This is a genomic window from Dactylosporangium aurantiacum (assembly GCF_000716715.1).
In the GTDB taxonomy this organism is placed as follows: domain Bacteria; phylum Actinomycetota; class Actinomycetes; order Mycobacteriales; family Micromonosporaceae; genus Dactylosporangium; species Dactylosporangium aurantiacum.
The window spans coordinates 57,921-76,832 of the sequence record NZ_JNYJ01000042.1; the positions used below are offsets into that span (position 1 = coordinate 57,921).

Here is an 18,912-nt window from a genome sequence, read left to right on the forward strand (position 1 = left end):
CCGCATCAGCAGATCCGGGGCAGCTGCTCGCCGACCAGCATGTCGACGACCCGCCGGCCGCCCATGAGGGTGTTCATGACCACCCGCCCCGGATGCGCGTCCACCACCTCACCGAGTCGGACCGCGTGCCGCCCGTCGGGCGCCGACCGCATCGCCGCCAGCACCGCCACGGCGCGATCGGCGGCGACGACGGCCAGCAGGCAGCCCTCGTTCGCGACGTGCAGCGGGTCCAGGCCCAGCAGCTCGCAGGCGGCGGCGACGGGTGCCGGCACCGGGAGCGCGGCCTCGTCGATCTCGATCCCGACCCGCGAGGCCGCGGCGATCTCGTTCAGCGCCGACGCGACCCCGCCGCGGGTGGGGTCGCGCATGACGTGGATGTCCCGCTCCGCGCCGGCCACCATCGTCGCGACGAGCCGGTGCAGCGGGCGGGTGTCGGAGGCGATCTCGGCCTCGAACCCCAGTGACTCGCGCGCGCTGAGGATGGTCGTGCCGTGCGCGCCGATCGGGCCGGACAGCAGCACGACGTCGCCGGGGCGGGCGTACGCGGCGGACACCCGGGCCCCCGGCAGCCGCCGGCCGATCCCGGTCGTGGTCACGAACAGGCCGTCCGCGGCGCCCCGCCCCACCACCTTCGTGTCGCCGGTGACGACCGGCACCCCGGCGGCGGCCGCGGCGGTGCCGACCGAGGCGGTGACCCGCCGCAGGTCCGCGACCGCGAAGCCCTCCTCGATGATGTACGCCACCGCCAGCGCCACCGGGGCGGCGCCCATCATGGCGAGGTCGTTGACGGTGCCGTGGACGGCGAGCGCGCCGATGTCGCCGCCCGGGAAGAACAGCGGGCTGACCACGAACGCGTCGGTGCTGACCACCAGGTCGACCCCGCCGACCGGCACGACCGCCCCGTCCTCCGGCACGCCCTCGCCCGCGCCGCCCAGACCCGGCAGCACCACGTCACGCAGGAGCTCCGCGGACAGCTGGCCGCCGCTGCCGTGCCCGAGCAGGATCTTCTCGCGCTCCGCGGCGGGCGCCGGGCAGCCACCGAGGGCGGGGTCGACCGTGGTCATCGCGGCGGCCCCGGCACGACCACCGGCGCCCGGCGCCGGCCCGCGCTGTAGAACGCCGCGCAGGTGCCCTCGGTGGAGACCATCGGCGCGCCGAGCGGCGTGCGCGGCGTGCACAGCGTCCCGTACGCGGTGCAGTCCGTCGGCACGCGCGTGCCCCGCAGGATGTCACCGGCGATGCAGGCCGGGTGTTCCCGCGCGGTCATGTCCGCCACCGCGAAGCGCCGCTCCGCGTCATGGCAGGCGAACTCCTCGGTGAGCGTCAGGCCGCTGCCGGGAATGGTGCCGATGCCCCGCCAGGCCCGGTCGCCGATGCGGAACACGCGCCGGATCGCGTCCTGTGCCTCGGTGTTGCCGGACCGCCGTACCGCTCGGGCGTACTGGTTCTCCACCGCCGCCCGGCCCTGCTCGAGCTGCCGGACGGCCATCAGGATGCCCTCGAGAAGGTCGAGCGGCTCGAACCCCGTCACGACGATCGGCACGTGGTAGCGGTCGCTGATCGGCTCGTACTGGGTCCAGCCCATCACCGCGCAGACGTGCCCGGCGGCGAGGAACCCCTGCACCTCGCAGTCCGGCGCGTCGAGGATCGCCGTCATCGCCGGCGGGACCAGCACGTGGCTGACCAGCACGCTGAAGTTGGTCAGCCCGAGCCGGTGGGCGTGCAGCACCGCCATGGCGTTCGCCGGCGCGGTGGTCTCGAAGCCGACCGCGAAGAACACCACCTCGCGGTCGGGCCGCTCGGCGGCGATGCGCACCGCGTCGAGCGGGGAGTAGACCACCCGGACGTCCGCGCCTCGTGCCCGCAGCGCCAGCAGGTCGGCCGACGTCCCCGGTACGCGCAGCATGTCGCCGTAGGAGGTGAAGACGACCTCGGCGCGCCGGGCGATGGCGAGCGCCTTGTCGATCAGCTCCAGCGGCGTCACGCAGACCGGGCAGCCCGGTCCGTGGATCATCCGGATGCCGGCCGGCAGCAGCTCGTCGATGCCCTGCCGCACGATGGTGTTGGTCTGGCCGCCGCACACCTCCATCAGCGTCCACGGCCGCGAGGTCACCGCCTCGATCTCGGCGAACAGGCGGCGGGCGAGGGCGGGGTCGCGGTACTCGTCGAGGTACTTCACGGCGCCGTCCGCTCCGCCGCCCCGGGGGACAGCTCCCGCTCCAGCGCGTCGCCCATGGCGCGCAGGATCTCCAGCGTGCGCCGCGCCTCCGCCTCGTCGACGCGGCTGATCGCGAACCCGACGTGGACGATCACGTAGTCGCCCACCTGGGCCTGCGGGGTGTAGGCGAGGCACACCTCACGCAGCACGCCGCCGAAGTCGACCGTCCCCATCGTGATGCCGCCGGCATCGGCGGTCCGCAGGATCCGGCCCGGCACACCGAGGCACATGCCGCTCACCCCCTCCGCAGCCGCGCGGCGGCGACCGCCGCCTGGCCGTAGCTGATTCCCCCGTCGTTGACCGGCACCCGCTCGTTGATCAGCGGCTCCAGCCCGGCGGCGGACAGGCCGCCGAGCAGCGCTTCGGCGAGCAGCCGGTTCTGCATGACGCCGCCGGACAGGCAGACGGTGCGCAGGCCGTGCCGCGCCGCGACCCGTGAGCACACGGCGATGGTCACCGCGGCCACGGTGGCGTGGAAGCGGGCGGCGAGGACCGCGACGTCGACACCGTCGCGGCGCCCTTCGAGCAGCGCCAGCAAGGTGCGCGTGGCGTCGTACACGAGCATCCCGTCGCGGGCGACCAGCCGCCACGGCAGCTCGGGCGCTGCCCCGCCCGGACCGGCCGCGGCCTCCAGCGCGACCGCGGCCTCGCCCTCGTACGTCGCGTCGTCGCGCAGGTCGAGCAGCGCGGCGGCGGCGTCGAACAGGCGACCGGCGCTCGACGCGACGGGACAGTTGACGCCGCGCTCGACCATGCGCCGCACGGTGGACACCTCGCGCGGTGGCAGCCGCCGCAGGAGCGGCCGGGCCAGGCGCAGGGCGGTCGCGCGGGTGCGCTCGTCCAGGCCCTCGCCGCCGAACAGGTACCCCAGTGCCATGCGGACCGGCCGGCGCACCGCGGCGGCCCCGCCCGGCAGCGGGGCCCGGCCGAACCGCGCCACCCGCCGGTAGGTGGCGAGGTCGGCGACGAACACCTCGCCGCCCCACAGCGTGCCGTCGTCGCCCAGGCCCAGCCCGTCGTACGCGACCCCGATGAACGGCCCGGTCACGCCGTGCTCGGCGGCGCAGGACGCGACGTGCGCGTGGTGGTGCTGCACCCCGATCCGGCGGTGCACCGGCAGGGTGGCCGCGTACTGCGTGGACAGGTAGCCGGGGTGCAGGTCGTGGGCGACGACGTGCGGCTCGGCGCCCACCACCCGGCACAGGTGCGCCAGGTTCGCCGTGAACGCCTCCATCGTGGCCTGCTGCTCCAGGTCGCCGGTGTGCGGCCCGGTGACCGCGGTGCCGCCACGGGCCACTGTGAACGTGTGCTTGAGCTGGCCGCCGACGGCCAGCAACGGCTCCGGCGCGGGCACCGGGAGGTCGATCGGCTCCGGCGCGTAGCCGCGGGCCCGCCGCACGACCGACGCCCGCCCGGCGACGACGTGGGTGACCGAGTCGTCGTAGCGGGACCGGATCGGCCGGTCGTGGGTGAGGAACCCGTCCGCGAGCCCGGCGAGGCGTCGCCGCGCGTCGGCGTCGTCGATCGCGATCGGCTCCGCCGACAGGTTGCCGCTGGTGACCACCAGCGGACGGTCGAGGTCCGCGAGCAGCAGATGGTGCAGCGGTGAGTACGGCAGGAAGAGCCCGAGCCGCGGCGCACCGGGCGCCACCGCGGACGCCAGCCCGCGGCCGGGACGCGCCTCGACGAGGACCACCGGCCGGGCGACCGAGGTCAGCGGCGCCGCCTCGGCGTCATCGACGCGTGCCAGGTGACGCGCCGCGGCCAGACTCCCCACCATGACGGCCAGGGGCTTCGCCGGGCGGTGCTTGCGGGCGCGCAGCCGGCCGACGGCGGCCTCGTCGGTCGCGTCGCAGACGAGCTGATAGCCGCCGAGCCCTTTGAGCGCGACGATGCCCCCGCCGCGGATGCACGTCTCCGCGGCGCGCAGCGCGTCCTCGCCGCAGGCGTCCTCCTCGCCGCGGGCGGCATCCTGGCCCGGGATGTGCCACGCCAGTCGCGGGCCGCACACCGGGCACGCGATCGGCTCGGCGTGGAAGCGGCGGTCGGCCGGGTCGGCGTACTCCGCCGCGCAGTCGGCGCACATGGCGAACGCGTCCATCGTCGTGCGCGCCCGGTCGTACGGCAGAGCATCGATGATCGTCGCACGTGGGCCGCAGTCGGTGCAGTTGACGAACGCGTACCGGTACCGGCGGTCGCCCGGGTCGAACAGTTCGGCCAGACACGCCTCGCACGTGGCGAGGTCCGGCGGTGTACGGCGCAGCTCCGGCCCGTGTCCCGCCGGGCCTCGCCGGACCGACGGCTCGACCGTGAACCCGGCGCCGGGGGCCGGCGCGCCGCCGTCCAGTTCCCTGATCCGCAGCTCGGACACCCGGGCCCGGGCCGGCGCGTCGGTGCGCAGCCGTGCGGCGAGCGTGGCGATCGTCTCGGGCGGCCCGGCGGCCTCGACCACCACGAGACCGTCATCGTTGCGGACCGACCCGTCGACGCCCAGACCGCGGCCGAGGCGGTACACGAACGGACGGAATCCGACGCCCTGCACCGTCCCGTGGATTTCGATGCGACACGCCACCCGCGCCTGGATCGTGTTCATGCGTCCAGCACCTCGTGTCGCGGCCGATCCGGCCCACCGCGACGACCCATGCTTCAAGTCTCGTCCGGCGGCGCTCCGGGACGAAGGCGTTCGGGCCCCGCTCACCCGGGTCATTCGGCCTCATCCTGCGCGGGTGAGCCGGTCGCCGGGCGCCCGTCTCATCCACGTACATCGACGAACAGTCGGATATGTGTCCGAGCGATGCGGCAACCTGTCCCACTTCCGACTGGTCCAGAACATGGCGCACCACCAATGTTTGCATTGGAGCACGTAAATGGAAGGGGAGGCGTGGCGGAAACGACGAGGGAGCCGGCCGGAGCGCTCGATCCCGCCCAGGTCGCTGCCGTTGACACCCTCGCCGGGCTGGCGCGGCTGCTGCGCCAGCTGCGCCGCCGGGAGGCGCGGCGGCAGGGTGAGCGCGAGCTGACGTACCGGGAGCTGGCCGCCGCCACCGGCTGGTCGAGCTCGGTGATCGGGGCGTACCTCACCGGCGAGACCCTGCCGCCGACGAACCGGTTCGACGCGCTGATCCAGGCGCTCGGCGCCGGCCCGGCCGAGCAGCGGCTGCTCGCCACCGCCCGGGACCGGGTCGAGGAGCGGCCGCGCGGCGGCGGGAAGGGCGTGGTGCGACTCGGCGGGCCCGCGCTCGTCGGGCGCTCGGCGGAGCTGGCGCGGGTCCAGGTGGCCGTGGACGCCACGGTGCGCGGCAGCGGCGGCGCGATGTTCCTGGTCGGCGACGCCGGCATCGGCAAGACGCGGCTGGCCACCGAGGCGGCGCGGTGCGCGGAGGTCGCCGGGCTGCGGGTGCTCAAGGGCCGGGCCGTGTCGCCGGCCATGCAGTTCCGGCCGCTGCGGGAGGCCGTGCTGCCGGTGCTGCGCCACGACGGCCCACCCGACGATCCGATGCTGGTGCCGTATCACGCCGCCCTGTCCCGGCTCGTGCCGGAGTGGCGCGCCGCCCGGCCCGACGGCGCCGACGGCTCGCTCGTCGTCCTGGCCGAGGCGGTGCTGCGGCTGGCCGTGGCGATCGGCCGGCCGCGGGGCTGCCTGCTGCTGCTGGAGGACCTGCACGAGGCCGACCCGGAGACGTTGGCGGTCGTGGAGTACCTGGTCGACAACGTCGCGGCGGAGCACGTGCTGGTCGTGGCGACGGCCCGGCCCGCGCCGGGCGGCGCGGCCGAGCTGTTCCGGGCGGCCCGCCAGCGGCGCACGGGGCAGCTGGTCACGCTCGGCCCCCTCGACGAGGAGGCGGTCCGCCGGTTGGCGGGCGCCTGCCTGGACGCCCCGGACGAGGAGGTGCCGCCGGCGGTGCTCGCCCGGCTCGCGGCGATCGCCGACGGCGTGCCGTTGCACGTCGAGGAGCTGCTGGCGGGTATGGTCGGCGACGGTGTGCTGGTCCGCGACGACGGCCGCTGGACGCTGTCCGGCCCGGTCGACGCGACCCTGCCCGCCACGCTCGCCAGCACGCTGGCCGGGCGCGTCGAGCGGCTCAGCGAGCCGACCCGCGCGATGCTGCACGCCGCGACGCTGCTGGGGCGGCAGTTCAGCGCCGAGAACGCCGGCGCGATCGCGGACGTCGCGGGGCTCGCCCTGGTGGCCTGCCTGCGCGAGGCGGTGGGGGCGCAGCTGCTGGTCCCGGACGAGGACGACCCGGCGCTGTACCGCTTCCGCCATGTGCTGACCGCCGAGGTGCTGCGCGCCCAGTTGCTGCCGGTCGAGCGGGCGCTGCTGTCGGGGCGCGCGGCCGCCGCCGTCGAGACCGCCGCCCCCGACGGGTGGCCGCTGCTCGCCGCCGAGCTGTGGGCGGCGGCCGGCGAGCCGCTCAAGGCGGCGCTGCGGTTCGCCGAGGCCGGCCGCCAGGCCACCGCCGAGGGCGCGCTGACCACCGGTGTCGCCCTGCTGGAGCGGGCGCTGGGCATGACCGGCGACACGGCCGGCGACGACGGGCTGCGCTCGCAGATCGTGGTGGCGCTGGTCGACGGGTACGCCGACGCCGGGCGCATCGAGGACGCCCAGGCCGTGGCGGCCCGGTTCAGCGGCCACGCCGAGATCCACCTGCGCCTGGCCCGGGTCGCCGCCGCCGCCGGTGACTGGCTGCCCGGCCTGGACCAGGTGGCCGTGGTCCGCGGCCTGCTGGGCGCCGACCCGGACCCGGCCGTCGCGGCCCGCGTCGACGAGGTCGCGGCACGGCTGGTGTTCGGCAACCCGACCACGGACCGGCGGGCCGCCGCGCGGGAGCTGGCCCGGCGGGCGCTGGCGGCGGCCGACGCCACCGGCCAGCCGGACGTGGCGGTGGGGGCACTGGAGACGCTGGGCCGGTGCGCACGGCTGCACGACATGGCGGAGGCGGACGCACTGTACCGGCGTGGGCTCGCCCTCGCCGACGAGCACGGCCTGGCCGCGCGCCGGATCGGGCTGCTGTACAACCTCGGCGCCCACGACGGCATCCGGGACGGCGACGTCGACCGGCTCGTGGAGGCGCTCGCCGTCGCTCGGGACGCCGGCGCGGTCGTCACCGCCCTGGACATCGAGATCGAGCTGTGCATGGCACGGGTCTGCCGCGGCGAGTACGCGGAGGTGCAGTTGGTCGCGCGCCGCTGCGAGGAGACCGCGGCGCGGCTGCGGCTCACGCACTCGCGGCTGATCGCGCTCGGGGTGCGGATCATGGCGGCGGCGCACCGCGCACAGCGCCGCGAGGTCGACACGCTGATGGCCCGCTACCGTGACCTGGGCGGGGAGGACGACGACTTCGCCGCCGCGGTGCACGGCGTCGGGCTCGCGTTCGGGCACCTGCTGTACGAGGAGCACGATCTCGCCCGCGACGAGCTGGCCCGGTCGGTCGCGCAGGAGTCGAGCCGGCCGGTCTCCTACGTGTCGTTCATCAACGCGCCGCACCTGCTGCTGTCGGTGCGTGACGGCGCGGCCGGCCGCGCCGAGTGCGCGGCGTTCGCCGCCTCACCGCAGGCCGAGGCCGGCTGGAACCGGCAGTTCCTGCTGCTCGCCGAGGCGGTGGCAGCGGCCCGGGCGGGCGCGCCGACCGAGGCGGAGGCGAGCATGGCGACGTTCCTGGCGTCGTCGGAGCGGTTTCCGATGGCACGGTTCCTCGGGCTGCGCCTGGTCGCCGAGGACGCGGTCGAGCGGGGCTGGGGCGAGCCGACGGGCTGGCTGCGCACCGCCGAGGCGTACTTCCACGACACCGCACCGCACGTCGCCCGCGCCTGCCGGGACCTGCTGCGCCGGGCCGGCGCGCCGGTCCCCCAGCACCGGCAGGGCAGCGCGGTCCTGCCGCCGCCGGCCCGCGAGCTGGGGATCACCGTCCGCGAGTTCGAGGTGCTGGCCCTCGTCGGCGAGCAGCTGAGCAACGCCGAGATCGGCCGGCGGCTGTTCCTGTCGCCTCGCACGGTCGAGAAGCACGTGGGGAACCTGCTGGCCAAGACCGGGTTGCCGGACCGGGGGCGGCTCGCCGGCTTCGCCGCGCGGGCGGAGGCCGGCGCCGACGGGGCCGGTACAGAACATGGGTGGCGCCCCGCATGAATCTACGTGCCGCGCCCGCCGCCGCGGACCCGGTGGGCGAACCACGATGGCTGCGTACCCGCTCAACGAGAGGAACGCTGATGCATGTCAACCGGTCGATGACCGCCGGGCTCACCGTCGCGGCGGTGCTGATCGGCGCGCAGCCGGCCCACGCCGGCGCCGGGGCGAAGTGGACCGTGGCGCCGAGCGTGCCGCTGCGGTTCGGTGTCGTCTGGGCCGAGCTCACCGACGTGGCGGTGCGCTCGGTCGAGGACGCCTGGGTGGTCGGGGTGCAGGCGGACGGGCAGCGTCACCCGATCGCCGCGCACTGGGACGGCGCGGGGTGGACGACCGCGGACCTGCCGGTGCCCGCCGGCCCGTCGGGTCAGTACGGGCTGAGCACCGTCGACACGACCGGCCCGGACGACGTGTGGGCGGCCGGCACCGACGCCGCCTCCGCCCCGGTCTTCCTGCACGGCAGCGCGTCCGGCTGGGCGCGCGTGCCGGCGGCCGCCCCGGCGGGCACCGTCGAGGCCCTCGACATGCGCTCGCCGTCCGACGGCTGGGCCGTCGGCAGGACCGCCCAGGGCACCGGGCAGCCGTTCGTGCTGCGCTGGGACGGCGGCTCCTGGAAGCCCGTGGACCTGCCGAGGATCGCCGGCGGTCTCACCGCGGTCCACGCGGTGGCGGCCGACGACGTGTGGGCGGCCGGCAGCCGGCTGCAGGACGACGGCGGCACCGGCGGGCTGCTGCTGCACTGGGACGGCACCGCCTGGACCGAGGTGGGGCAGCTGCCGCCGCTGCCGGGCGCCGGTGACGTGGCGTTCGACGACGTGAGCGCCGCCGGGCACGGTGACGTCTGGGTCGTCGGCGCCCGCTGCACCGGCGAGGACGCCTGCACGCCGATCGCCCTGCACCTGGGCCCGGGCGGCTGGCAGGTGGTGCCGAGCGACCCGGTCGCGGTCCGGCTCACCGGCGTCGTCGCGTTCGCCGCCGACGACGTCTGGATGACCGGGTACGTCTCCGGCGCGCTGGACGCCGAGTCCGTCCACATCGAGCACTGGGACGGTCTCCGCTTCACCACCGACGCGCCGGTCGAGCGCGACCCGTCCGACCCGGCCGGCGGTCAGGGGCAGCCCGCGTCGGGCCTGAGCGCCATCGGCGGCGAGCCGGCCGGCCGGGACCTGTGGGCGGTCGGCTGGGACCTGCGGGAGCGGATGGGGCCCTACGCCATCCACCGCTGATCACTGCTGGGGAGCGCCCGTGCCGCCGTGGCACGGGCCTCCCCGTTCCGGGGTGAGCGGCCCTTCGCGGTACGTGTCGAGGAACCGCCGCAGCCGCTGGTCGCCGGGGTCGTCGAGGCGCAGCTGCCGGCCCCACGAGCTGGCCACGACCGGGGCCGGCAGCCCGGGATAGGGGCTGAGGATCGTGTAGGGCCGGCGTCCGGTCAGCCGCAGCGCCGCCACCTGGTCGGCGGGCAGGTCGGGGCGGTAGGTCACCCACACGGCGCCGTGCTCCATCGAGTGGACCGCCTGCTCCGCCGGTACCGGCGCCGGATAGACACCGCAGTTCAGCCACACCGGTGCGTGCGGACCACCGGCGGGCGGGTTCCGGTCGTACCGCACCGGGTCGGTGGTGTGGTAGCGCTCGCGGACCGCGACCCGCTCGACGCCTGGGATCCGCGGCTCCGGCTGCGGGCCGAGCCGGCGGTACGCGACGGCGTCGGCGGTGAGCACGACCGCGGCCGCGGCGAGCACGGCCGCGGCGACGGGGCCCCACCCGCGGCGCCGGACCGGCCGGCCGGTCCACGGGTCGACGGCTTCAGCGACGCTCATGGGGGACTCCTTCTGCGGCCGGTTCCCACAGCCCGACGAGCTGGCGGTACCGGGGGCTGCGGTCGAGCAGCTCGTGGTGCGGCGCGGCGACGACCCCGCCCTCGTCGACCAGCAGCACCCGGTCGGCCCGGGCGGCGCTGCTGATGCGGTGCGCGATGACGATCAGGGTGCCGCCGCGGCGGCGCATGAGCAGCTCCGCGCGGTGTTCGGCGTCGGGGTCGAGGTGTGACGTGGCCTCGTCGAGGACCACCACCGCGGCCGCCGACAGGTAGGTGCGGGCCAGGGTCAGCAGCTGCCGCTCCCCCGCCGACAGTCCGGCGCCGCCGGCGCCGAGCCGCTGGTCGAGGCCGAGCCGGTGGAGCCCGAACGCGTCGGCGGCGCGGCGCAGCGTCGCGTCGGCGGCCGCCGGGGCGAGGTACGCGAGGTTCTCCCGCACGGTGCCGGCGAAGACGTACGGCTCCTGGGGCGCCAGGACCAGCGTCGCGGATCCCGGCGCCGGCGGCGCGCCACCGATGCGCACCGTGCCCCGGTCGGGCCGGCGCACGCCGCACAGCAGCGCGGCGAGGGTCGACTTGCCGGCCCCGCTGGGCCCGACGACGGCCACGTGCGTCCCGAACGGCACGGTGAAGTCGACGTCGTCGAGGACCGGCGCGGCGTCCTTCGCGTAGGCGTAACCGACCGACTCGGCGACCACCGCCGGGCGCCGCCCGGCCGGGGACGGTCCGGTGCGCGCCGGCGGGGGCGCGCCGGTGACCGCGTCGCTGAGCCTGGTCATCAGGCCGAGGAGCTCGGCGAGCCAGTCGGCGCCGCCGTACACCAGGAAGCGCAGCGCCGGACCGAGGGCGAACATCACGTAGTAGACGGCGGCGACGAGGTCACCGGTGCCGAGGCGCCCACGGCCGATGAGGACCGGGGCGAGAACGAGCAGCAGGATCAGGCCCAGGTCGACGCCGACACCCACGACACCCACGTGGATCGCGTCGGCGCGACGCAGGTCCCGCGCCGCCACCCTGGCCCGCTCGACGCGCTCCAGCACGGGGGCGGCCGCCGCGTCGTGCGCGGCGAACGCGGCCACGTCGCGCCGGGCGGCGAACGCGGCCGCCACGTGGTCGGCGAGGTCCTCCTCGGCGAGCAGGCACCGGCGCTGCCGGCGCAGCACGGCACGCACCAGCAGCCGGTAGCCGACCGCGGCCGCGGCGAGGCACGGCAGCTCAACGAGCAGGATCGCCGGGTCGAGCAGGCCCAGCCCGATGACGGCGCCGACCGCCACGGAGCCGGTGGCGTGGGCGTTGCGCAGCACCGACGCCACGAGCATCCGGGCCTGCTCGACCTCGTCCACCGCCTGCCGCACGGCCGTCCCCGGCACCCGCGCGTCCTGCTGGACGGCCCGTCGCAGGCCCGCGGTGACCACGGCGGTGACGAGCTCGTCGCGCAGCGGCTCGACGACCCGGACCAGCGGCGGGAACAGCAGCCGCCCGGCGACCGTGCCGAGCAGCCGCACCTGCACGAGCAGGCACACCCACAGCAGCCCGGTCCCGGCCCGGTGGGCGAAGAACCCGTCCTCGAGCGCGTGGGCGACGGCGATCCCGGTGAGCGTCGTCGGCGCCGCCAGCACGACCACCAGCCCGGCGACCGCGAGCAGCGGCCGGGGTCGCCGGCGCAGCAGGCTCCACAGCAGCCGCCATCCGGCGCGGGTCATGCCGGGCCTGCCTGCATTGCCGGCTCGCGGTCGACCGCGCCGAACAGCGCGCGGTACCCGGGGGTGGACCACAGCGTGCGGTGCGGGGCGTAGCCGCGCACGCGGCCGGCGTCCAGCCACAGCACCAGGTCGGCGGCGGCGGCCGTCGCGGCGCGGTGCGTCACCACCAGGGTGGTCCGGCCGTGCCAGGTGTCCCGCACCGCGTGCGCGACCTCCGCGGCCGTGGCGGTGTCGAGGCTGCTCATGGCGTCGTCGAGGACGAGGACCCGGGCGGGCCGGGCGAAGGCGCGGGCCAGGCCGAGCCGCTGCCGCTCCCCGCCCGACAGCGGCGCGGCGCCGGGCGGGGTGTCGTAGCCGGCCGGCAGGCGCCGGACGAACGCGTCCGCGCGGGCCTCGCGGGCCGCCCGCACCACGTCCTCGTGGCGCAGGTCGGCGCCGGCGGCGATGGCCGCGCGGAGCGTGGCGCCGAACAGGTTGGGCTCCTCGAAGGCGTACGCCACGGCCGCCCGCACGTCATCGACCGGCACCGTGCGCAGGTCGTGCCCGTCGAGCAGCACCCGCCCGCCCGCCGGGTCGGCGAGCCGCCCGACCAGCGCCGCGAGCCGCGACTTGCCGGACCCGGACCGGCCGACGACGGCCACGTGGGTGCCCGCCGCGATGGTGCAGGTGACCTCGGCGCCGCCGGGCCCGTCGCCCGCCGTCGCGGCGGTGAGGCGGACCCGCTCGAAGGCCAGGTGGCCCGGGCCGGGCGGCAGTCGGACCGGACCACCCGGGTCAGGGGGTGCGGTGGTGAGCAGCTCGGCCAGGTTGCCGGCGCCGGGCAGGGCGTGCACCGCGGCGGCGAGCAGGTCGACCTGCTCCAGCACCATGAGGGTCAGCTGGCTGTACAGCAGCACGGCCAGCACCGAGCCGGGGCTGAGCCGGCCCGCGACCGCGCTGAGCCCGGCGACGGCCAGGACCGCGGCGTTCAGCAGCGGGTCGAGCAGGCCCATGCGCCAGCCGACGTCGCGCTGGGCGCGCCAGGAACGGCGGCCCGCCGCGCGCAGTTCGCCGAGCGGGGCGAGGACGCGGCGCAGCTCGCGGTCCTGGGTGCCGAGCGCGGCGATGGTACGGGCGCCGCGGTGCGCATCGACGAGCAGGTCGGCCAGTGCGCCGCGGGCCGCGCGGTAACCGGCCTCCGGTGCGGCGCTGCCCCGCAGGAACGCCCGCACCACGAACCACGACGCGATCAGCTCGGCGGCGACCACGGCGGCGCAGCGCCAGTCGATGGTGCACAGCAGCACGAACGCGGCGAGGCCACCCATGGTGGTCACCGCGCAGCTCAGCACGACGCCCGCGATCCGGGCCGGGGTCTCGGCGTCGGACGAGCAGCGGGCCAGCAGCTCCCCGTCGCGGTAGCGGGTGTCGTACGGCGGCACGCGCATCGCCGTGACGAACGCCGCGCCGCGGTGGCGGGCCGTCGTCGCGCTGGCCCGGTCGGCGGCGGCCCGGCTGGCCAGCGCCGCGCCGGCGAGCGCCCCGGCGAGCAGCAGCGCGAAGACCAGCACGGGCCGGGCCGCCGGGCCCCGGCCGGACATGCTGTCGACCACGGCGGCGAGGGCCATCGGGGCGCCGATCCCGCACCCGGTCGCCGCGGCGAGCCCGAGCCCGCCGAGCGCGGTGCGGCCCGGGTGGTGGCGCAGCAGGTCCCGGGCGATGAGTCGGTACACGGTCGGCATGGTTCGCTCCACAGTGGACGCGGTGGTGGCCGGTGGTGGGCCCGTCCGGTGTGCACGGGCCCACCACCTGCGCTCAGGCCGGGATCAGTTCGTCTTGCAGGTGCCCCCGCAGGACACCCCGCCGCACGTGAACGTGCAGCACTCCTGCGGAGCACCGGGCGCGTCCTGGTCGGCCGGGACGGCCTGCAGCGCCATCACGTCGATGGTCATCGCGTTTCACCTCCTCTCCGGTCGGATCGGTCAGGGCGGCGCCGGTGGGCTGCCCGGCGGTCAGTTCGTCTTGCACGTCGCGCCGCAGGACAGCCCGCCGCACGTGTACGAGCAGCACGCCACCGGCGCGCCCGGGGCGTCCTGGTCGGCCGGGACGGCCTGCAGCGCCATCACATCGATGCTCATTGGGATCTTCACCTCCTCTCGCCAGTCGATCGGTCAGGTGCGGCGCGGTGGTCACCGCGCCGGGCTCAGTTCGTCCGGCAGGTGTTGGTGCAGGTGTTGGTGCACGTCCACTCGCAGCACTCCTGCGGTGCGCCGGGCGCCGCCTGGTCGGCCGGGACGGCCTGCAGCGCCATGACGTCGACAGTCATCAGATACTCACCTCCTCGCCGGTACGGGCGGCAACGGACGCGGCGGCCTTTTCGGCGGCCTTCGCACCGCCCTGCGTCGTGGCCTTCGCGGTGGGCGGCACCGGCGGGTGGAACAGGCGGTCGCCGCCGTACCGCAGCCGGATGAGCAACGCCAGTGGGCCGGCGGCGCCGACCCCGTAGGAGGCCGAGAACTCGGTGCCGGACTCGTTCATGAGCACGGGCCGGCCGTCGAGGTAGACCCGTTCGGCCCACAGCCGGTCCGCGAGGCGCCGCGCCCAGTCCGCGAACTCGTCCAGCCCCGTGGCGGCGGCCAGGTCGAGCAGGAACTCGCCGTTGCCGGCCAGCCCGTGGCAGTGCGAGACGCCGACGTCGCAGCGGGTCGCGATGACGGCGCGACCGGCGGCGACGGCGGCCTCGCCGTAGCGGGTCTCGCCCGTGGACGCGTAGGCCCGGGCCAGGAACGTGCCGACACCGGCGGCGCCGTTGCACCACCAGGTGTGCATCGAGTCCGAGCCGGGCTTGTCGCTCCAGTACGCCGCGTCGCCGCGCCGGACGGCGACCGCGACCAGTTCGTCCGCGCAGTCGCGGGCGGCGGCGGCGAAGTCGTCCCGGCCGGTGTGCGCGGCCACGGCGAGCAGGAACGCGCCGATGCCGGCGGTGCCGTGCGCGTAGCCGTGCGAGCGCAGGCCGGCCAGCTCGGAGTCGAACCCGGCCGGCACCGTCCAGCCGGTGGCGCCGGGGTCCCGCGCGGCCAGGATCGCCTCGGCGCAGCGGACCGCCCGCCGGGCCGGCCCCGGATCCCCGGACCGGCCGGCGAGGTGCAGCAGGGCCGTGCCGAGGCCCGCGAGTCCGTGGGTCTGGTCCGGGTTCGGCCACACCGTCGGCAGGCTGCCGGCGAGGGCGAGCGCCCGGTCGGTGAGGTCGGGCCGTCCGAATGCGACGCCTGCCTCGTACAGCGCCCAGGCGGTACCCGAGAAGCCGAAATACAGCCCGGGAAGCCGGTGCGGAGCGGTGTCGAGGTGCCGGGTGAGCCGCCGCAGCACGATCGGGGCGAGCTCGTCGACCAGGCCGCCGATCACCCCCGCGACGCCGTGCCGGCGCAGGTCGCTGAGCACCGCGAGCACGCCGGCACCGCCGTGCTGCACGGCGCACGGCTCGGCCAGCTCGCCGAAGCCGTGCTCCGGCCACAGCCGGGCACCCGGGCCGGGGGTCACCGTCGCGGCGAGGTGCCCGAGCACGCCGCCGACCAGATCCTCCCACCAGCCGCCGTCATGCGGGGCGTCGGCGCCGGCCGGTGCGACCGCGACGGCGAGCGCCCCGCGGGCGACGGCGATCACCTCGTCGAGCGGCAGGCGCTCGGCCGGTTCGGCGCGCAGCAGGCCGGTCACGATCCGGTGCACCGGCCCCGAGAGCGGCACCGGCACCGAGGGGACACCGGCCCGGCCGGCGACGCGTTCCTCGAGCGTGCGGCGCGGCGGCTCGTCGAGCGCCAGCCTCGGGGACCGCCGGGTCGCGTGGAACAGCACGAGGGCGCCCAGCGAGTAGAGGTCGGCGGTGGCGGCCACGGGCGCGGCCCGGAACTGCTCCGGCGCGCTGAAGCCCGGCGTGCCGTGGCGTTCCCCGTGGACCGGGTCCGCGGCCCCTGGCCCGGTGTGCCGCGCGGCCAGCTCCAGGTCGATCAGCCGCAGCGTGCCGTCCGGCAGCATCAGGACGTTGTTGGGGCTCAGGTCGCGCAGCACGACGCCGCGCCCGTGCACCGCCTTGAGGATGCGGGCCAGCCGCAGCGCGAGGTGCAGCGTGTCGGCGGGCTCCGGCGGCGGCTCCGCGGCGCGTACCGACGCCGCACCCACCTCCGACAGCGTCCGGCCGTCGAGGTACTGCTCGACCAGGAACGCGTGGCCACCCTGCTCGAACTCCTCGACGAACTCGGGGACCACGCCCAGCCCCGCCAGCTGCCGCAGCACGGCTGCCTCGTGCCGCAGGTAGTCACGCGCGTCGCGGTGCTCGGCGTCGGTGCCGACGTGCGGCCGGCCCTCCTTGACGAGCACGGTGCCGCCGGTCGTGCGGTCCAGGGCGCGGTACACGCCGCCCTTGTTCGCGTGCCGGATCGCGGCGCGCACCTCGTAGCGGTCGTTGAGCAGCACCCCGCCACTCCCGCCGGCGACCGGCGGCGCCGCGGCGAAGGGCAGCTCCGCCCACGCCGGCGGGTCGAACACGGCCGGTCGCTTGTCCTCGACCGGGTTGGTCTCGGGGTCCAGGACGCAGTCGCGGTACGTGCCGTCGTTGCCGAGCACCCGGAAGCCGTCGAACGCGCCGTACCGGTAGTGCACGAGGCTGCCCGGCAGGTACGCCCGGTCGGACAGGATCACCGGCCCCGGCAGCCCCACCGTCGCGTCGTGCAGCCGCTCCGCCAGCTCGACGAACGTGGCCCGTTCCAGCGGGTACACGGTGATGAACTTGCCCGACTGCCCCCTGGGACAGTGGAAGTCGGTGAGCCGCTCGACGTCCTTGACCGTGCTGGCGAACTTGAACGACGCCCCGGCCGCGACGATGATGTCGAGACACCGGCGCAGCACCTCGGGCGCGGACCACACGGTGGCCGACACGTGCAGCTTCCAGCCCTGCACCCGCTCCGGCCGGCCGGGCGGGTCGAGCACCGTCCACATGTCCCGCCTGGTGACCGTCCAGCCCTCGAGCCGGCAGGCGTCGATCCGGTCGGCCACGAGACTCGGCGGCTCTGGCAGTTCTGACATGGCGGCTTCCTCAGCGTCGGCATCAGCGGCAAGAGCCACCTTGCCGCCCCGGCCCTCACCGCACCCCCGATCCCGGACCGCGACGGACACCACCGGACACCACCGGAAATCCCCGGAAGTGACGCGCACCTCGTCGGCCGAGCCATGTTCCGCGCCGGCGGCCTGTACAACGCGGACGGCAACGCCGCGCCGCTGCAGCGGCTGGTCCCGGCCGTCACACCGCCCACGCCACCCCCGGCGCCGACCCTCTACGGCGTACGGGTCGGCACGCTGGCCGTGATCGCGATCCTGTGCCAGGCGGTCGCCGGCGTGGCTCTGGCAGCGGCCGGCGGACCGTGGTGGTGGGCGCTCGCCGCGTACGCGCTGACCGCGTTCGTCTGGGGCGTCTGGCGAGACCAGGCCCGCGACCTGCCGAACCTGCCGACACTGGCGCTCCTCACGATGGCCGCCGCAGTGCCCGCCAGCGCCGGACTCACGGTCTGGGCCGTGACGCGGTGACGGCGATGTCCGCGTGTACAGCCTTGCCGATCCGGGCGCTGCCGATACCGCAACCTCCCGCCGATCTCGGCGGCCGAGCCGAGTTGACCCGGCAACGGCACGCCGAGATCCATGCGTTGCTCGCCGAAGGCATCGGCACCACCGCGATCTGCCACGCACTCGACCTCGACGGCAAGACCGTGCGCCGCTACAAACTGGCCGCGACCGCCGATGAACTGCTCACCGAACCCATCCGCAGAACGCGAAACTCGACGAGCACACCGCCTGCCTGGTCGGACGCTGGGGGCGGGGCTGCACCAACGCTGCCTGGCTGACCGCCGAACTGCACGATCGCAGCAGACAGGACCAAGCCGACCTGGACGTCATCCTGCACCGCTGCCCTCAAGGACGACGACGCCGTCCGCCACGGCCGCACGCTCCACTGGAGCAGCGGCGAGGTGGAGGGAAACGTCTGCCGGCTCAAAGCCGTCCAACGCCAGATGTTCGGCCGCGCCAAGTTCGACCTTCTCCGCCGCCGCGTCATCCTCGCCGAGTAGCCCTCGGGCCAGCCATTCACGAACTTCGTGCCAGAGCCAGTATTCACTGGCCGCAGACACCGGTACCGTTGGCGACCGCCACCGGTACACCGGCGCCGGCGGTGGAGATCAAGGAAAGCTACTGCCTGCAGTACGGCGGAATGCGTCCGCCCACCCAGCAGGAGGTGGGGACCCGTCATTCCAGGCCGAAGTCGGCGGGCCTTTCGGCAGCTTTGGCTCTGAACGCAGCCTCCAAGGCCTCATCCTGGGGACCGAGGAGGGTATGCAGATCATGTTGCCTGGACTCGGCGTGGTCACCGTCCAGGTCGTGCTCGATGAGGTCTGCTACCAACGCGGCGAGTTCCGTCAATCCGAAGTACCACATCGCGTCCATTGCTCGCTGCAGACGGAAGGGCTCGTTCACCTCGACAGCGAAGCCCAATCCGCCACCCATCGCTGAGTTGTAGACCCGCAGCAGGTACGAGAGCTGCACGATGCCGCGCGGAGTGCCTTCGGGAGCCTCGCCGTCCGCGCCGACGTCAGCGGCACGATTCCAGATGATGTCCAGTTCATCCAGGCCGGCGCGCCTCCACACCTCCTCCATCTCATCCACGGCGCACCTGAGTCTGATGCGAGCGGCTTGTGTCACGGGGTCGAGATCGGATCACGAACGCAGGGTATCGGGCGCGCAACGCCTGCCGTCGGCGCACGTCAACCAAGCTCAGGTACACGGATCTGGGCGATGAGAGCGCGTTCGATCACGCGTCGTCTGCGGGGTCGGACGTGCGTGCACCGCGTCCGGGAGGGGCCGCGCGTCCAGAGTGACGAGGACGTGCGGCGCTTCGGAGGAACCCCGCGTGCTTCAGCGGGCCAGGCGGTCCAGCAGCTCGCCGAGCAGCGCGTGTTCGCCGGGGGTGAGGTCGCCCGGGTCGTTGTCGACCAGTGCGCGCAACGTCAGTGCGGCGTTCGCGCGGGTTGTGGGGGCG

At 75.7% G+C, this 18,912-nt stretch carries 17 protein-coding genes; 4 read left to right on the forward strand and 13 right to left on the reverse strand.

Annotation, left to right across the window (positions count from 1 at the left end):
- Positions 1-5: 5 nt before the first annotated feature.
- Genes hypE through hypF form a run of 4 tightly spaced genes read right to left on the reverse strand, consistent with a single transcriptional unit; the run spans position 6 to position 4,811 of the window.
- Positions 6-1,064 carry a hydrogenase expression/formation protein HypE gene (hypE, locus tag OP18_RS37590; protein ID WP_033363931.1) on the reverse strand — a complete coding sequence of 353 codons (1,059 nt, stop codon included), beginning with the start codon at positions 1,062-1,064 and terminating at the stop codon, positions 6-8.
- Positions 1,061-2,179, reverse strand: coding sequence for a hydrogenase formation protein HypD (hypD, locus tag OP18_RS37595; protein ID WP_033363932.1), 1,119 nt, complete (start codon positions 2,177-2,179; stop codon positions 1,061-1,063). The genes hypE and hypD overlap by 4 nt, the downstream gene beginning before the upstream one ends.
- Positions 2,176-2,448 (reverse strand): HypC/HybG/HupF family hydrogenase formation chaperone, encoded by a 273-nt coding sequence (locus tag OP18_RS37600; RefSeq protein ID WP_033363953.1) that lies wholly within the window; start codon positions 2,446-2,448, stop codon positions 2,176-2,178. The genes hypD and OP18_RS37600 overlap by 4 nt, the downstream gene beginning before the upstream one ends.
- A 5-nt stretch (positions 2,449-2,453) precedes the next feature.
- Positions 2,454-4,811: a carbamoyltransferase HypF gene (hypF, locus tag OP18_RS37605; RefSeq protein WP_033363933.1), complete on the reverse strand. Its 2,358-nt coding sequence runs from the start codon at positions 4,809-4,811 to the stop codon at positions 2,454-2,456.
- Between the two features lie 288 nt (positions 4,812-5,099).
- Here hypF and OP18_RS37610 point away from each other — a divergent pair, with 288 nt between their 5' ends.
- Together OP18_RS37610 and OP18_RS37615 are read left to right on the forward strand one after the other, a co-directional pair.
- Positions 5,100-8,345 (forward strand): helix-turn-helix transcriptional regulator, encoded by a 3,246-nt coding sequence (locus OP18_RS37610; RefSeq protein ID WP_052387919.1) that lies wholly within the window; start codon positions 5,100-5,102, stop codon positions 8,343-8,345.
- Between the two features lie 80 nt (positions 8,346-8,425).
- Positions 8,426-9,568, forward strand: a complete 1,143-nt coding sequence (locus OP18_RS37615; RefSeq protein ID WP_033363934.1) for a hypothetical protein — start codon at positions 8,426-8,428, stop codon at positions 9,566-9,568.
- On the opposite strand, the gene OP18_RS37620 is transcribed toward OP18_RS37615, so the two are convergent.
- The 7 genes from OP18_RS37620 to lanL form a co-directional block, all read right to left on the reverse strand.
- Entirely contained in the window at positions 9,569-10,159 is a 591-nt protein-coding gene (locus OP18_RS37620) for a thioredoxin-like domain-containing protein (RefSeq protein ID WP_052387920.1), read from the reverse strand. It lies immediately after the preceding gene.
- Complete coding sequence (locus OP18_RS37625; RefSeq protein WP_033363935.1) at positions 10,146-11,858, reverse strand: ATP-binding cassette domain-containing protein; 1,713 nt, start codon at positions 11,856-11,858, stop codon at positions 10,146-10,148. The genes OP18_RS37620 and OP18_RS37625 overlap by 14 nt, the downstream gene beginning before the upstream one ends.
- Positions 11,855-13,576, reverse strand: a complete 1,722-nt coding sequence (locus OP18_RS37630; RefSeq protein WP_052387921.1) for an ABC transporter ATP-binding protein — start codon at positions 13,574-13,576, stop codon at positions 11,855-11,857. Before OP18_RS37630 ends, OP18_RS37625 begins: the two co-directional genes overlap by 4 nt.
- An 84-nt stretch (positions 13,577-13,660) precedes the next feature.
- On the reverse strand, positions 13,661-13,786 hold the full coding sequence (locus OP18_RS59950; RefSeq protein ID WP_211273794.1) for an ALQxL family class IV lanthipeptide: 126 nt from the start codon (positions 13,784-13,786) through the stop codon (positions 13,661-13,663).
- Positions 13,787-13,846: 60 nt separating this feature from the next.
- Positions 13,847-13,972 (reverse strand): ALQxL family class IV lanthipeptide, encoded by a 126-nt coding sequence (locus OP18_RS59955; protein ID WP_211273795.1) that lies wholly within the window; start codon positions 13,970-13,972, stop codon positions 13,847-13,849.
- A 65-nt stretch (positions 13,973-14,037) separates the two neighbouring features.
- A complete protein-coding gene (locus OP18_RS59960) occupies positions 14,038-14,160 on the reverse strand; it encodes an ALQxL family class IV lanthipeptide (RefSeq protein WP_211273796.1) in 123 nt (40 codons plus the stop codon).
- Entirely contained in the window at positions 14,160-16,913 is a 2,754-nt protein-coding gene (lanL, locus tag OP18_RS37635; RefSeq protein WP_081971445.1) for a class IV lanthionine synthetase LanL, read from the reverse strand. The genes OP18_RS59960 and lanL overlap by 1 nt, the downstream gene beginning before the upstream one ends.
- Before the next feature lie 144 nt (positions 16,914-17,057).
- Between lanL and OP18_RS37640 the strand changes: the two genes are divergently transcribed.
- Positions 17,058-17,411: a hypothetical protein gene (locus OP18_RS37640; protein ID WP_033363936.1), complete on the forward strand. Its 354-nt coding sequence runs from the start codon at positions 17,058-17,060 to the stop codon at positions 17,409-17,411.
- Positions 17,408-17,725, forward strand: a complete 318-nt coding sequence (locus OP18_RS57970; RefSeq protein ID WP_156090072.1) for a hypothetical protein — start codon at positions 17,408-17,410, stop codon at positions 17,723-17,725. The genes OP18_RS37640 and OP18_RS57970 overlap by 4 nt, the downstream gene beginning before the upstream one ends.
- Before the next feature lie 48 nt (positions 17,726-17,773).
- Here the strand turns inward: OP18_RS57970 and OP18_RS57975 are convergent, their stop codons facing one another.
- Both OP18_RS57975 and OP18_RS37650 read right to left on the reverse strand, forming a co-directional pair.
- On the reverse strand, positions 17,774-18,007 hold the full coding sequence (locus tag OP18_RS57975) for a hypothetical protein (RefSeq protein ID WP_156090073.1): 234 nt from the start codon (positions 18,005-18,007) through the stop codon (positions 17,774-17,776).
- A gap of 115 nt (positions 18,008-18,122) precedes the next feature.
- Entirely contained in the window at positions 18,123-18,539 is a 417-nt protein-coding gene (locus tag OP18_RS37650) for a hypothetical protein (protein ID WP_033363937.1), read from the reverse strand.
- Positions 18,540-18,912 lie beyond the last annotated feature (373 nt).